Genomic DNA, 12,942 nt, shown 5'->3' with positions numbered 1-12,942 from the left:
CCTTTAGTGCTCCGGCGTATCCTTGTGGTTATCTAATGTTTCCAACAAGGCCACCTGCATCCGCGTATGCACCCGGATAAACCAGCGCCAGAGCACCGCAGCCACAGCCGCCGTGACCACGGCGATCAGCACCAGCAACTTGTTGGTCGGCAGAATGCTGGCCGACAAGGCTGCCAGTAGCAGGAAGATCACCAGCAACGAGAGCAGCGGAATCAGCTCCGCGATCACCCTTCGCACACGCTGGGTATGCCGCCCGGCCATCTCCGGCTTCACACTCATCTCGGCCAGCAACATCGACAGCGCCTTGAGCTTGCGATACGCCGCAATCAGGAACGGCAGCGACAACAGCAGCGCCCCGCCCCAGATCAACGCCTTCTGCCAGCTCTGATCACTGATCCAGCCTTCCAGATACCCGCCGATGCGCGCCGCGAAAAAACTGCCGGCGAAGAAGATCGCGATCACCAGTGCCAGATTCACCCCGACTTGCAGGATGATCTTGCGGATCATCGACGCCAGCATTGCACCCTCGCCCTGGGGCTGGATGCTGCGCAGCCATTCGCCATACAGTCCGAATACCCGGCTCATGCGCTTGGGCATTACCGCTGCGATCTTCAACGACAGCGGGTCAGCCCCGCGAATCAGGTAGGGGGTGAGCAAGGTCGTGATTGCCGAAACAGCCACGGCCACCGGGTACAGGAAGTCGCTGGTCACCTGCAAAGTCATCCCCAGCGCTGCGATGATGAAAGAAAATTCGCCAATCTGTGACAGCCCCATACCGACCCGCAACGAAGTACGACCATCATTGCCCGCGATAAAAGCGCCCAGGCCACAGGAGAGCATTTTGCCCAGTACCACAGCCACGGTGATCACGGCGATCGGCCACGCGTATTGCAGCAAGATCTGCGGGTCGATCATCAAGCCAATTGCCACAAAGAAGATCGCGCTGAACATGTCGCGAACGGGTTCGATCAAGCGCTCAATCTTAATCAACTGACGGGATTCAGCCATGATCGCGCCAATCAGGAAGGCGCCGAGCACCATGCTGTACTCCAGCTTCACCACCAGCAGGCAGAAGCCGAAACACAGGCCCAATACGGTGATCAGCAGCATTTCGTTGCTTTCAAACTTGGCCACGTAGGCCAGCAGGCGCGGCACCAGCAAAATGCCGATCACCAGCGCGACGATCATGAACAGTGAGAGTTTGCCGACCGTGGAGAACACTTCGCCTGAGCTGACCGTGCCACTGACGGCGATGCTCGACAGCAGGGCAATGATGCCGATGCCGAGAATGTCCTCGACGATCAATACCCCGAAAATCAGCTGGGCGAAACGCTGGTCTTTCATCTTCAGGTCATTGAGGGCCTTGACGATGATGGTGGTCGAGGAGATCGCCAGGATCGCGCCGAGGAACAGCGAGTCCATGGTGCTCCAGTCGAACCAGCGGCCAATCTCATAGCCGATCCAGATCATCAGGACGATTTCCAGGAAGGCCGCGATAAACGCCGTGGCGCCCACCTTGAACAGCTTGCGCAGGCTGAACTCCAGGCCCAGGCAGAACATCAGGAAAATCACCCCTAGCTCAGCCAGGGTCTTGATCGTGTCTTCATCGTGGATCAGGCCAAACGGCGGGGTATGCGGCCCGATAATAAAGCCAGCGACGATGTAGCCCAGCACCACCGGCTGCTTGAGGCGGTGAAACAGGATGGTCACAACCCCTGCCACCAGCATGATCACGGCCAGGTCCTGGATAAAGCTGATGGCGTGCATGGCGAGGGACTCCTTGAGGTACCAGCGCTTTTCCCACTTCCGGCCGCCTTTGTACGGTCGCAAAGAGCGGAAGGAAAAGTCTGCCTTGATCGTAAGAAATGCCCTGAGATGGGCTTTTGAAGGTTAACACCGCGACTTCTGCTGAAAAGCCGGTGCAATATATGGAAACAGATCGATGCACGCGTGACGGCAAGCTGCCCACCAGCGTCCCGTTAGGGATGGCGCTGCAAAGACTCCAGCACCCGCAGAGGTGCCCTCCCCCCAACCAATGCCTACAACCCGTGAGTGTGCTATGGAACCCGGAAACGCCCAGCTGTCGATGACGGTACTGATGACCCCTGACATGGCTAACTTCTCAGGCAATGTCCACGGCGGCACGCTGCTCAAGTACCTCGACGAAGTGGCCTACGCCTGCGCCAGCCGTTATGCCGGTCGTTATGTGGTCACGCTGTCGGTGGACCAGGTGATTTTTCGCGAACCGATCCATGTCGGTGAACTGGTGACTTTCCTCGCGTCGGTCAACTACACCGGCAATACGTCGATGGAAGTGGGCATCAAGGTGGTGACCGAGAACATCCGTGAACGCTCGGTGCGCCATACCAACAGCTGTTTCTTTACCATGGTGGCCGTGGACGACCAGCGCAAACCTGCCGCCGTGCCGCCGCTGCAACCGCAGAACAGCGAGGACAAGCGCCGCTTTGTGCAGGCCCAGCAGCGTCGGCAGATTCGTCAGGAGCTGGAAAAGCGTTACCGGGAGATCAAAGCCGACGCGCCGTAATTTGTAAACCCACGGGCTCCCTGTGCTTACAAACTGATCGGTGTGGCTTCGAAGCGCACACGAGGGTGGGCAATACGGTCCTGGGCCCGCACCAGTTCCAGTTCATAACTGGCGCAGGCCTGGGTCTCCAGTAGCACTTCATGCACCGCTGCGGCGGTGAATTCAAAGGCTGCCACCAGGCTATCGCCCAACAGCACCCGCGCCAGGAACAGGCCCGACGTCAGGTCACCCACACCCACCGGCTGACGCGGGAACGCCAGCAGCGGCCGACGCAAGTGCCAACTGCCCTCAGCCGTCACCAACAGCATTTCAAAACCTTCCGGCAGTTTGCCTGGGTAGTCCAGGTGCTTGACCAGCACCGCTTTGGGCCCGCGGGCCAGCAACGCCTTGGCCATGGCCAGGCAATCAAACAGCGATTGCGGCTTGCGCCCGGCAAAGCTGTCCAGTTCCAATTGGTTGGGGCACAGGAAATCTGCCATGGCCGCAGCCTCATCGAGCAGGAAATCGCTGACCTCCTGTGGCACGATGCAACCCTTTTCCGGGTGGCCCATCACCGGGTCGCACAGGTACAGCGCCTTCGGATTGATCGCTTTGATACGGGCCACGCCGCTAAGGATTGCACGGCCCTGATCGGCGCTGCCCAGGTAGCCGGACAGCACCGCGTCACAGTTGCCCAGCTCACCAATCGCGGCAATGCCTTCTACCAGGGCCGGAATTTGCTGCGGCGCCAACACTTCGCCCGCCCACTGTCCATACTGAGTGTGGTTGGAGAACTGCACCGTATTGAGCGGCCAGACATTCACTCCCACACGCTGCATGGGGAACACGGCGGCGCTGTTTCCGGCGTGGCCAAAGACCACATGAGACTGGATCGCAAGCAGATGAGGTGTGCGTTTCATGCGGGAGATTTCCGTAAAGCCGTTGAAATTCTGGCCGCGCAGTATGCGACTAAACGCAGCCTGTACGACAGACCGGCGACGCAGTTAAGCTGCTCTCACTTTGTTGGAGTTCATGGAATGCTGACCCTGGGAAACATCTTCGTGCTGATGCTGCTGGCGACTGGCGCCGCCTGGGTTTGGCACAACCACGGCCTGCGTGAGCGGGCACTGGAGCGGGTCAAGCAGCATTGCGCCAAGCTTGATATCGAATTGCTCGATGGTGCGGTTGCGCTCAAACGCATTGGTTTCGTCAAGGATGCCAATGGCCGGCGGCGCCTGGCACGCGTCTATAATTTCGAATTCACCGTGACCGGGGAGACCCGCCATGCCGGGACGATCACCCAATTCGGCGCCCACAGTGCGCAGATCGAACTGGCACCCTACCCGTTCGAAGCCAAGGAGCCACTGCCTAGCGCCGAAGTGATCGAATTGAGCCAATGGCGCCAGGACCACGCCACCAAGAACCGTCAGTAGCGGCAGGCTGCCAGCGCCGCCTGCAATGCGGCCACGTCCCGTGGTTCGCTGAAGATCAATTCGATACGTGAATCCCGTCGCCATTCGCTAGGTTGCCAGGTTAAAACGCTGTTATCCACAGCGTTGGCCGAGACCCAGTCTTCGCCGCTGTGGATAACCAGTTTGGCACGATGCCAGTCGAGGCCTGATAGCCAGCGATGCAGACGGCTGACATCAAATTGCTGGCTGGGGTGCCATCGCCAGCCGATACTCCACCCCCCCTCCTGGCCCTGGCTCAAACAGATGGGCAAGGCAGGATCGCTCCAGATGGCAGGCATTTGCGCGAGGCCTTCAGGCGCCGCCAAGTTATCCACAGCCGCTTGGGCCTGCGCATTCAAGCCCGGCAACTGGTCGATTGGCAGCTGAGCCTGGCGTGTCCAGTAAATCGCGCAATCGGGTAACTGCCGTTCAATCGCCTGACGCTGCGCGGCATTCAGGGCCTCATCCTTGTTCAACACCAGCAGGCCAGCACTTGCCAGCGCCGCTTGCTGTGCCTGCGGCAAGGGCTTGCCTGCTGCCAACGCCTGGGCATCCAGCACCAGCACGCTGGGCTGCACGGCCAGCACGTCTTGCCATGGCGCTTCCCGCAGTTGTTTGAGCAACTGCGCGGGATGACCCAAACCTGAAGGTTCGATAAACAGCCGATCCGGTTTGGCCTTACGCAGCAAACGGCCCAGGCCTACCTGGAACGGTGCACCATTCACACAGCACAGGCAGCCACCCGCTACCTCGCCCAAGGCGACGCCGTCAGCGTCTTGAGTCAGCAAGGCAGCGTCCAGGCCGATCTGGCCAAATTCGTTGATCAGCACCGCCCAACGCTCGTTGGCCGGGCGCTGAGCGAGCAGGTGCTTGATCAGGCTGGTCTTGCCGGCGCCCAATGGGCCGGCAATCACATGGGTGGGTATGTTCTGCAACATTGGAAACATCATTCTGGCCGTGTAGAGCGTTTGATCCTACGCGGTTATGCCAGCCAATCCAGCGTCAGGATCAACCGGCGCTCATCGGCCTTGAGCGCTGGCGAACGATGGATCAGGCCATGCCCTTCGTTACCGTGCCATTTGGTGCCCTTGAGCAGCGCCACCTCACCGCAGTGGATCTGCTCGATACGCTCGGTAGGTTCGGCGTCCGCCTGGCTCAGTTTGCGGCGATCCATCACACCTTCGCGCAACCATTGGCTGCCGATACCGGCATAGGTGGTGATCAGCCGAACCGGCACATGATCAACGTGAAAACGCGGGCACATGGCCTTGTCCAACAGCCGCAAACGTACGCCAATACGCTTGGCGCCGAGCAGGCAGGCAAATGCACTGACCAGCCATGACACATCGGCGATAAAACCTTCGTAACCCTCAAGATCGCGACAACTGGATGCCAGGCCCTGCAAGTTCGGCACAGCGTCCTCGTTGTCGAGCTCAATCACCAGGGATTCGGCGAGCGGCTCATTGAGCGCCACCAGCAAGGCGCCGAACTCGGCGATATGCAGGGGCAACTGACGTTGCCACAGCGCCAGGTTGACGCCATCTTCGAGGATATCGGACAGTGCCAACGGAGTTTGCCCACACGTCTGGCGGATCACGGGGCGCAGGGGGATAACCGGGGCCAGCATCAGGCGACCTGCTCATACCAAGGGCCGAAAGGATCAGGCAGCTGGCGCCAACCTTCGACACCCAGGGCCATTTCTTCATCATTGAGCAAGCAGGCATCCAGTTCCGCACGCATCAGGTTGAAGTCGATGTTTTGCCCGATAAACACCAGCTCCTGGCGGCAGTCCCCCGTGCTCAGTTGCCAGTTGCCCATGATCGCCGCCACGCTTTCCTCGTCCTGGGGCCATTGGCTTTTGGGCACAAAGCGCCACCAGCGTCCGGCAAAGCCATGGCGCATCAAGCCACCAGCCTGGGACCAACTGCCGGCGTCCTGATGTTTGCTGGCCAACCAGAAGAAGCCCTTGGAGCGCAACAGTTTGCCGTTCACCCAAGGGCGATCGATAAAGTCAAAAAACCGCTGTGGATGGAAGGGGCGGCGCGCACGGTAAGCGGTGGAGGCAATACCGTATTCTTCGGTTTCCGGTACATGCTCACCGCGCAGCTCCTGCAACCAACCCGGCGCCTGGGCAGCGCGTTCGAAGTCGAAACGGCCGGTGTTGAGGATCTTGTGCAGCGCCACCTCGCCCATGACCATCGGGATGATTTCCGCCTGGGCGTTGAGGCGCTCGAGGATGGCCATCAATTCTTCACGCTCGCGGCTGCTGATCAGGTCGATTTTGCTGATCAGGATGACGTCGGCGAATTCGATCTGTTCGATCAACAGGTCAGTGATAGAGCGCTCATCTTCTTCACCCAGCGTTTCGCCGCGGGAAGCCAGGCTTTCGGCGGCCTGGTAGTCGAGCAGAAAGTTCATGCCATCGACCACGGTAACCATGGTATCCAGGCGTGCAATGTCGGCCAGGCTTTGCTCGTTTTCATCGCGAAAGGTGAAGGTTTCGGCCACGGGCAGCGGCTCGGAGATACCGGTGGATTCGATCAGCAGATAATCGAAACGCCCTTCCTTGGCGAGCTTGGCGACTTCTTCCAGCAAGTCTTCACGCAAGGTGCAGCAGATGCAGCCGTTGCTCATTTCCACCAGTTTTTCTTCGGCACGATTGAGCGTGACGTCGCGCTGCACCTCGCTGCCGTCGATGTTGATTTCACTCATGTCGTTGACGATCACCGCCACCCGCAGGTTGTCGCGGTTGCGCAAGACATAGTTGAGCAGTGTGCTTTTACCGGCGCCGAGAAAGCCGGACAACACGGTCACGGGGAGACGATTGGGCATCAGGTATTCCTCATCAGGGTTGGCCGGTCAAACTGCCCGTTTATGGCGTTCGCGCAGCTCTTCACGTTCTTTGGCTTCGATACACAGGGTTGCGGTGGGGCGCAGCAGCAGGCGTTGCAGGCCGATGGGCTCGCCGGTTTCACGGCACCATCCGTATTCACCGCGGGCCAGCAGCTCCAGGGCATCGTCGATCTTGTCCAACAGCTTTTTTTCCCGCTCCAGTAGGCGCAACTGCCACTGGCGCTGCTCTTCAGCGCTGCCGATATCCGCCAGGTCGCTATTGGTTTCCTGCTCGCGCAGCACTTGGAACTGCGTGTCGATACGGGCCTGCAGTTCATTGCGCTGAGCCAGCAGCAGTTCGCGGAAGAAGCGCTGTTGGGCTTCATTCATGTAGTCAGCAGCCGGTTGGGCCAGCAATTCTTGTTCGGTCATGGGAAACGGTTCACGGGTGGGGCTGTGCATTTATGTTATAGTATAACAATACAAATAAGCCAACTTCCCTTGCTCCTCACGACGAAGGGCGCAATGCTTGATCACTTTCGCCCCCCGAGAAACACGATGAGATACGTGCTGTGCGCCCTGCTATTGGCAACCGCAGGACCTGCCTGCGCCCAAGTCCCAAGCCCGTTGGCCAACTGCACCCGCAGCGCCACCCTGCTGGCTTGCGTGGACCCGCTGGGCAATGCCTACAGCGTGGCGACTGCGGGCAACATCACTTACCTGCGCGGTTTCGAAGTGATCGGCAAACGCTATTGGGCACAGACCAATAGCCGCTACGGGCAACTGACGTTCTTCACCGGGTTGGCATCGGATGGCGAGGCGTGGGTTGGCTACACACGTCGCGTGGGCTGGACCACCATCAACCGGTTTTCCAGTTCAGGCGGCGCCAGCGCCAAGTTCACCTGTAACCGAATGACCGGCTGTTAAGCCTGGGTTTTCTGCTGTTCCTGCACCCAAGCCATGTAACTGTTGATGGGCGGGTTCTTCTGGAAGTACTGTTTCAACCCTTCAAAAAGCCGATCCGCCACCGCTTGTTGATGACGCGCCGTCACCAGCCGCTGGGCGTCCCGTGCATTGGAGATAAACCCGGTCTCCACCAGGATCGAAGGCACGTCCGGTGACTTGAGCACCGCGAACCCTGCCTGTTCCACCCGCTTCTGATGCAGGCTGGTGATGCTTTGCAGGCTGCCCAATACCGCGCTGCCCAGTTGCAGGCTGGAGGCGATGGTGGCGTTCATGGACATGTCGAGGATTACCCCGGCCAGCATCGGGTCTTTGTCCTTCAGATTGAGTAACGTGGTGGCGCCCAACAGGTCTGCGCCGTTTTCGCGCTGAGCCATGAACCGCGCCGTGGCAGAAGTGGCACCGCCTTGCGACAACGCATACACCGAAGCGCCCGATGCAGTAAGCCGTGGCGCGGCGTCGGCGTGCACCGAGATGAACATATCGGCCTTGTACTTGCGGGCGATGTCCACGCGCTTGCGCAGCGGTACGAAGAAGTCGTCGTTGCGCACCAGCTTTACGGCAAAACCTTTTTCACGTTTCAAACGTTTCGCCAGCAACTGGGCGATCGACAGCACCACATCTTTTTCGCGCTGGCCCTTGGAGCCGACGGCGCCCGGGTCTTTGCCGCCATGGCCGGGGTCAACCACCACAATGATGTCGCGTTTGGGATGCGCCTTGTCCACCGGCACCACCAAGGGCGCCGGGTCAGCAGCGATTTGACGGGGCGCGTGCGTGGCGTTGGTCAGGTCCAGTACCAGGCGATGGCCTTGGCCATCCTGGGGCGGCAGCACAAAACTGTTGAGCTGCATCGGCGCGACCAAATCCAGGACGATACGCGTATCGCTCTTGCCGAAATGCCCGGAGCGGATCGAGGTAATCCCACTGTTCTTCAGCGCCAGTTGGGAAAAGTCGCCGCTGAGGCCGGCGCCACTCAAGTCGATGATCAGGCGGTCCGGCGACGTCAGGGAGAACGTCTTGTATTGCACCGGGCCGCTAAGGTCGAACACCAGCCGCAGCTTATCGTCCGAACGCCACAGCCGCGCATTGCGGATCTGCGTGGCGTAGGCCCCCAAAGGCAACGTGAACAAGGGGCAGACAAGCAGTAGGTTAAGGAGCTGACGTCTGTACATGACATATACCGCAGATAAAGGAGCATCCCTACTCGACAGGACTGAACAAAGGCTGGGACAGAAATTTCATCGTGGCAGTTATTGTTATACTATAACATGACCAATCATTTCCAACGATGGACCTGCTCATGAATGCGCTGACTCTGCCGGATATCGCCGCGCAGGCTTCACGCCAAGCCTTGCCACTCGACTGGGTGGGCATGTGCGGCATTGCCCTGCCTGTGCTGCTCGGCGGCCAACACCTGGCCGCTACCGCCGATGCGGGCGTAAGCCTGAACGACGGCACGGCCCGTGGCATTCATATGTCACGCCTCTACCTGGCGTTGGAAATGCTCGAACAGCAACCCCTTACATCTGCACTTTTGCGTAATGTACTGCAGCGTTTTCTCGACACACATGAAGATTTATCTAAGAACGCCTACCTGCGTATTCACACACATTTGTTGTTAAAACGCCCCGCGTTGGTCAGCCCTTTGGAGGGTTGGAAAAGCTATCCGGTCAGCATCGAAGCGCGTCTGGAAAATCAGATGTTCCACGTGGAACTAAAAATTGACGTTACTTATTCCTCAACGTGCCCTTGCTCCGCTGCCCTGGCCAGACAGCTGATTCAACAGCAGTTTCTCGAAGATTTTGCCCACACATCTCTGCAGCGTGAAGACGTGTTGAGCTGGCTGGGCAGCACCGACGGTATTGTGGCCACGCCCCATAGCCAACGCAGTACCGCGCAGTTAAACGTTCAACTGCAGGGTGACGATCTGGCGATAGTCGACTTGATCAACGCTGCCGAAGCAGCTCTGGGCACTGCCGTACAAACCGCGGTGAAACGTGCGGATGAACAAGCGTTCGCCCTGGCTAACGGACAGAACCTCATGTTCTGCGAAGATGCCGCTCGCCGCTTGAACCTCGCCTTGAAGCGCTCGGATGCCGTCAAAGCCTTCCACCTCAAAGTGATCCACGCTGAAAGCCTGCACGCCCACGATGCGGTGGCTGAAAGCCGTTGGACGAGAGACTTTGCATGATTACCTGCCATGCTTTGCGCTGGGGCGCCCCCGGCCAACCACTGACGCCGGCGCTGAACCTGACGCTGGAAAAAGGTAGCCTCACAGGGATTATCGGCGCCAATGGCACCGGCAAGAGCAGCCTGGTCAAAGTGATCGCCGGGTTGCAAAAGCCGCTGACGGGCAAGGTGCGTGTCGATGTTCCACGTCGCGGCGGCTTGTCGTTCTTGCCCCAGCAACAGCACCTGGATCGTCAGTTTCCGATCAGTTTGCAAGAGTTGGTGGCTGCCGGCTTCTGGGGCACCCAGCTGAATTCACATGAACGCAACGAGCGCCTGCACGCCGTACTGGACGACTGGTGTCTCAGCGGTTTGGAACAGCGCCCGCTGATGGCGTTATCCGGTGGCGAACTGCAACGCGCCCTGCTCGCCCGTATGAGCCTGGCCGACTCCCCCATCCTGCTGCTCGACGAACCCCACGCCGCCCTCGACGAAGACGGCCAGGCACTGTGCTGGAAACACATCCATACCTGGCACAACCAAGGCCGCACGCTGGTGGTCGTCTGTCATGACTTGGCGTCCGTGCGTCACCACACCCAGCACGTGCTGCAGCTTAAAAACACCGGCTGCGTGTTCGGCCCCAGCAAAGAGCTGATCCGCCCGCAACCACAGATGCAGGTGGCCTGATGCACCTCACCGCTCACTTGTGGATGCCATTTCAGGATTTCGTGTTTATGCGCCGCGCACTGATCGGCGGGTTGGTGCTTGCATGTAGCACCGCCCCCTTGGGCGTGTTCCTGATCCTGCGACGCATGAGCCTGATCGGTGACGCCGTGGCTCACGGCATTCTGCCGGGCGCCGCACTGGGCTTCTGGCTCGCAGGGCTAAGCCTGCCCGCCCTGACCCTCGGCGGCCTCGGCGCAGGCCTGAGCATGGCCGGCCTGGCGGCGTGGATCACCCGCCGCACCGGCCTGCGCGAAGACGCCAGCCTCGCCGCCATCTACCCCATTTCGCTCGCGGCCGGAGTACTGATCCTTGGCATCGCCGGCAAACGCTTGGACCTGCTGCACCTGTTATTCGGCTCCGCCCTGGCCGTGGACGAAACCACACTGACCGGAATGCTCTGGGTGTCCAGCTTCAGCCTGATCGCCATGGCACTGATCTACAAACCCCTGCTGCTCGACACCCTTGACCCGCTGTTCCTGCAAACCGTCAGCCGCCTTGGCCCACTGGCCCACGGCCTGTTCCTGACCCTGGTGGTGCTGAACCTGGTGATCGGTTTTCAAGCCATCGGCGCACTGATGGTGGTGGGTTTGATGATGCTGCCGGCCATCGCTTCACGCTTCTGGAGCCGACGCCTGCCGGTGTTGATCGCGGTATCGGCGGTGCTGGGATGCCTGTCGGTGTGGCTGGGTTTGCTGCTGTCGTTCTACTACTCACTGCCCAGCGGCCCGGCGATCGTGTTGGTGGCGGGCGCTGGATATGTGTTGTCCGTGGTATTCGGTCCGGTGCATGGCTTATTGCGCCGCCCACCTTTGCCTACATCCTCATGAGGTGTTTCCCGATGCGCGCTCTTCTTGTGTTGTTCAGTCTGTTGCTGCCGCTGTCGATGGCTCACGCCGCAGACAAACTCCAGGTAGTCACCAGCTTCAGTATTCTCGATGACATCACCCACCAGATCGGTGGCGACCATATTCAGATCAGCAACATGGTCGGCCCGGACGCCGATGCTCATACCTATGAACCCACACCGGATGACGCCAAAGCGCTGCTCAAGGCCAAGGTCATCATCAAGAACGGTCTAGGTTTCGAGCCGTGGCTGGATCGCCTGGTCACCAGCACTGAAACCACCGCTACGGTCGTCACCGCCAGCAAAGGCGTGATCTCGCACACCATGGAGGAAGACGGCGAGACCATTCCCGACCCACACGCCTGGCACAACCTGGCCAACGCCGAAATTTATGTGAGCAACATCACCAAGGCATTGGTGACCGCCGACCCTGCCAATAAAACCGACTACCTGCGCAACAGCCAGGCTTACCTTAAGCAAATCCACAGCCTGCTGGCTGAGGCCAAAGCCAAGTTCGCTGCACTGCCTTCAGGCAACCGCCGCATCGTCACCTCCCATGACGCCTTCGGCTATTTGGGCCAGGCGTATGGCATCCAATTCCTCGCGCCCCAGGGCTTGTCTACCGAGCGTGACCCGTCGGCCGCCGAAGTCGCCGCGCTGATCACCCAGATCCGTAAAGACAAGGTCAAAGCCGTGTTTATCGAAAACATCAAGGACTCGCGCCTGCTCAAGCAGATTGCCGATGAAAGCGGCGCGCAGATAGGCGGCACGCTGTACTCCGACGCCCTCGCCGCTCAAGGCCCGGCCAGCACCTTTATCGGGCTGTTCGAATACAACCTGAACACCCTGTGCGCGGCGTTGAGCAAACCATGATCCGCAAAAACCCTTCAGGTGACCTGCCGGTAATTGCCGAGTCAGCCTACGTCGACAAGACCGCGATCATCTGCGGCAAGGTCATCATCGGCGAGAACGTCTTCGTCGGCCCGTACGCCGTGATCCGCGCCGACGAAGTCGATGCCAGCGGCACCATGGACCCGATCACGATCGGCGCGAACTCCAATATCCAGGACGGCGTGGTGATCCACTCCAAGTCCGGCGCGGCGGTGACCATTGGCGAGTTCACCTCTATCGCCCACCGTTCCATCGTCCATGGCCCCTGCACAGTTGGCGACCGCGTGTTCATCGGCTTCAACAGCGTGCTGTTCAATTGCGCCGTCGGCGATGGCTGCGTGGTGCGCCACAACTCGGTGGTCGATGGCCGCGACCTGCCCGAGGCCTTCTACGTGCCCTCCACCACCCGCATCGGGCCTAACACCGACCTGTCGCAATTCCCGCCGGTGAGTGTCAGTGCCTCGGAGTTTTCCGAAGACGTGGCACGCACCAACGTCGACCTGGTGCGCGGCTACAAAGCCTTGCAAAACGAGTTCTGAACC

Annotated in this window: 15 protein-coding genes; 8 read left to right on the top strand and 7 right to left on the bottom strand. The window is 59.9% G+C overall.

The annotated features are described in order from the left end of the window. Positions 1-3 precede the first annotated feature (3 nt). Complete coding sequence (locus JH25_RS12615; RefSeq protein ID WP_005792568.1) at positions 4-1,767, bottom strand: cation:proton antiporter; 1,764 nt, start codon at positions 1,765-1,767, stop codon at positions 4-6. Positions 1,768-2,059: 292 nt separating this feature from the next. Between JH25_RS12615 and JH25_RS12620 the strand changes: the two genes are divergently transcribed. Beyond that, positions 2,060-2,545, top strand: coding sequence for an acyl-CoA thioesterase (locus JH25_RS12620; RefSeq protein WP_003195747.1), 486 nt, complete (start codon positions 2,060-2,062; stop codon positions 2,543-2,545). 26 nt (positions 2,546-2,571) lie between these two features. Here the strand turns inward: JH25_RS12620 and pdxY are convergent, their stop codons facing one another. Next, positions 2,572-3,444 (bottom strand): pyridoxal kinase PdxY, encoded by an 873-nt coding sequence (pdxY, locus tag JH25_RS12625; protein ID WP_032878650.1) that lies wholly within the window; start codon positions 3,442-3,444, stop codon positions 2,572-2,574. A gap of 117 nt (positions 3,445-3,561) precedes the next feature. Here pdxY and JH25_RS12630 point away from each other — a divergent pair, with 117 nt between their 5' ends. Continuing rightward, entirely contained in the window at positions 3,562-3,957 is a 396-nt protein-coding gene (locus JH25_RS12630) for a DUF3301 domain-containing protein (RefSeq protein ID WP_005792570.1), read from the top strand. Here the strand turns inward: JH25_RS12630 and JH25_RS12635 are convergent. The 4 genes from JH25_RS12635 to dksA are packed head-to-tail and all read right to left on the bottom strand — an operon-like array spanning position 3,951 to position 7,239. Further along, positions 3,951-4,913 carry a CobW family GTP-binding protein gene (locus tag JH25_RS12635; RefSeq protein ID WP_032878649.1) on the bottom strand — a complete coding sequence of 321 codons (963 nt, stop codon included), beginning with the start codon at positions 4,911-4,913 and terminating at the stop codon, positions 3,951-3,953. The two genes, JH25_RS12630 and JH25_RS12635, sit on opposite strands and share 7 nt — an antisense overlap. A 44-nt stretch (positions 4,914-4,957) precedes the next feature. Then, positions 4,958-5,602 carry a DUF1826 domain-containing protein gene (locus tag JH25_RS12640; RefSeq protein ID WP_032878648.1) on the bottom strand — a complete coding sequence of 215 codons (645 nt, stop codon included), beginning with the start codon at positions 5,600-5,602 and terminating at the stop codon, positions 4,958-4,960. Beyond that, on the bottom strand, positions 5,602-6,807 hold the full coding sequence (gene zigA / locus JH25_RS12645) for a zinc metallochaperone GTPase ZigA (protein WP_005792573.1): 1,206 nt from the start codon (positions 6,805-6,807) through the stop codon (positions 5,602-5,604). Before zigA ends, JH25_RS12640 begins: the two co-directional genes overlap by 1 nt. A 27-nt stretch (positions 6,808-6,834) precedes the next feature. Beyond that, positions 6,835-7,239 carry an RNA polymerase-binding protein DksA gene (dksA, locus tag JH25_RS12650; RefSeq protein ID WP_032881172.1) on the bottom strand — a complete coding sequence of 135 codons (405 nt, stop codon included), beginning with the start codon at positions 7,237-7,239 and terminating at the stop codon, positions 6,835-6,837. A gap of 126 nt (positions 7,240-7,365) precedes the next feature. Between dksA and JH25_RS12655 the strand changes: the two genes are divergently transcribed. After that, entirely contained in the window at positions 7,366-7,734 is a 369-nt protein-coding gene (locus JH25_RS12655; RefSeq protein ID WP_032803757.1) for a hypothetical protein, read from the top strand. Here JH25_RS12655 and JH25_RS12660 read toward each other — a convergent pair. Then, positions 7,731-8,942: an N-acetylmuramoyl-L-alanine amidase gene (locus tag JH25_RS12660; protein ID WP_032878646.1), complete on the bottom strand. Its 1,212-nt coding sequence runs from the start codon at positions 8,940-8,942 to the stop codon at positions 7,731-7,733. The genes JH25_RS12655 and JH25_RS12660 overlap by 4 nt on opposite strands. A gap of 128 nt (positions 8,943-9,070) precedes the next feature. Here JH25_RS12660 and folE2 point away from each other — a divergent pair, with 128 nt between their 5' ends. The 5 genes from folE2 to JH25_RS12685 are packed head-to-tail and all read left to right on the top strand — an operon-like array spanning position 9,071 to position 12,939. Continuing rightward, on the top strand, positions 9,071-9,961 hold the full coding sequence (gene folE2, locus JH25_RS12665; protein ID WP_032878645.1) for a GTP cyclohydrolase FolE2: 891 nt from the start codon (positions 9,071-9,073) through the stop codon (positions 9,959-9,961). Then, positions 9,958-10,626, top strand: a complete 669-nt coding sequence (locus tag JH25_RS12670) for a metal ABC transporter ATP-binding protein (protein ID WP_032878643.1) — start codon at positions 9,958-9,960, stop codon at positions 10,624-10,626. The genes folE2 and JH25_RS12670 overlap by 4 nt, the downstream gene beginning before the upstream one ends. Beyond that, the gene (locus JH25_RS12675; protein WP_032878642.1) at positions 10,626-11,492 is read left to right on the top strand and encodes a metal ABC transporter permease; all 867 of its coding nucleotides are present in this window, start codon (positions 10,626-10,628) and stop codon (positions 11,490-11,492) included. The genes JH25_RS12670 and JH25_RS12675 overlap by 1 nt, the downstream gene beginning before the upstream one ends. An 11-nt stretch (positions 11,493-11,503) precedes the next feature. Continuing rightward, positions 11,504-12,382, top strand: coding sequence for a metal ABC transporter substrate-binding protein (locus JH25_RS12680; protein ID WP_032878640.1), 879 nt, complete (start codon positions 11,504-11,506; stop codon positions 12,380-12,382). Further along, positions 12,379-12,939, top strand: a complete 561-nt coding sequence (locus JH25_RS12685; RefSeq protein WP_032878639.1) for a gamma carbonic anhydrase family protein — start codon at positions 12,379-12,381, stop codon at positions 12,937-12,939. Before JH25_RS12680 ends, JH25_RS12685 begins: the two co-directional genes overlap by 4 nt. Positions 12,940-12,942: the final 3 nt, after the last annotated feature.

This window comes from Pseudomonas sp. BRG-100 (genome assembly GCF_000737955.1).
Lineage (GTDB): Bacteria > Pseudomonadota > Gammaproteobacteria > Pseudomonadales > Pseudomonadaceae > Aquipseudomonas > Aquipseudomonas synxantha_A.
This window is presented reverse-complemented; position numbering and strand designations above follow the sequence as displayed.

Bases quoted from the DNA above. Each gene is read 5' to 3' on its own strand.
- JH25_RS12620 (WP_003195747.1), top strand. From the start codon at position 2,060: ATGGAACCCGGAAACGCCCAGCTGTCGATGACGGTACTGATGACCCCT.
- dksA (WP_032881172.1), bottom strand. From the start codon at position 7,239: ATGACCGAACAAGAATTGCTGGCCCAACCGGCTGCTGACTACATGAAT.
- pdxY (WP_032878650.1), bottom strand. From the start codon at position 3,444: ATGAAACGCACACCTCATCTGCTTGCGATCCAGTCTCATGTGGTCTTT.
- JH25_RS12670 (WP_032878643.1), top strand. From the start codon at position 9,958: ATGATTACCTGCCATGCTTTGCGCTGGGGCGCCCCCGGCCAACCACTG.
- JH25_RS12615 (WP_005792568.1), bottom strand. From the start codon at position 1,767: ATGCACGCCATCAGCTTTATCCAGGACCTGGCCGTGATCATGCTGGTG.
- JH25_RS12685 (WP_032878639.1), top strand. From the start codon at position 12,379: ATGATCCGCAAAAACCCTTCAGGTGACCTGCCGGTAATTGCCGAGTCA.
- zigA (WP_005792573.1), bottom strand. From the start codon at position 6,807: ATGCCCAATCGTCTCCCCGTGACCGTGTTGTCCGGCTTTCTCGGCGCC.
- JH25_RS12660 (WP_032878646.1), bottom strand. From the start codon at position 8,942: ATGTACAGACGTCAGCTCCTTAACCTACTGCTTGTCTGCCCCTTGTTC.
- JH25_RS12655 (WP_032803757.1), top strand. From the start codon at position 7,366: ATGAGATACGTGCTGTGCGCCCTGCTATTGGCAACCGCAGGACCTGCC.
- JH25_RS12630 (WP_005792570.1), top strand. From the start codon at position 3,562: ATGCTGACCCTGGGAAACATCTTCGTGCTGATGCTGCTGGCGACTGGC.
- JH25_RS12680 (WP_032878640.1), top strand. From the start codon at position 11,504: ATGCGCGCTCTTCTTGTGTTGTTCAGTCTGTTGCTGCCGCTGTCGATG.
- JH25_RS12675 (WP_032878642.1), top strand. From the start codon at position 10,626: ATGCACCTCACCGCTCACTTGTGGATGCCATTTCAGGATTTCGTGTTT.
- folE2 (WP_032878645.1), top strand. From the start codon at position 9,071: ATGAATGCGCTGACTCTGCCGGATATCGCCGCGCAGGCTTCACGCCAA.
- JH25_RS12635 (WP_032878649.1), bottom strand. From the start codon at position 4,913: ATGTTGCAGAACATACCCACCCATGTGATTGCCGGCCCATTGGGCGCC.
- JH25_RS12640 (WP_032878648.1), bottom strand. From the start codon at position 5,602: ATGCTGGCCCCGGTTATCCCCCTGCGCCCCGTGATCCGCCAGACGTGT.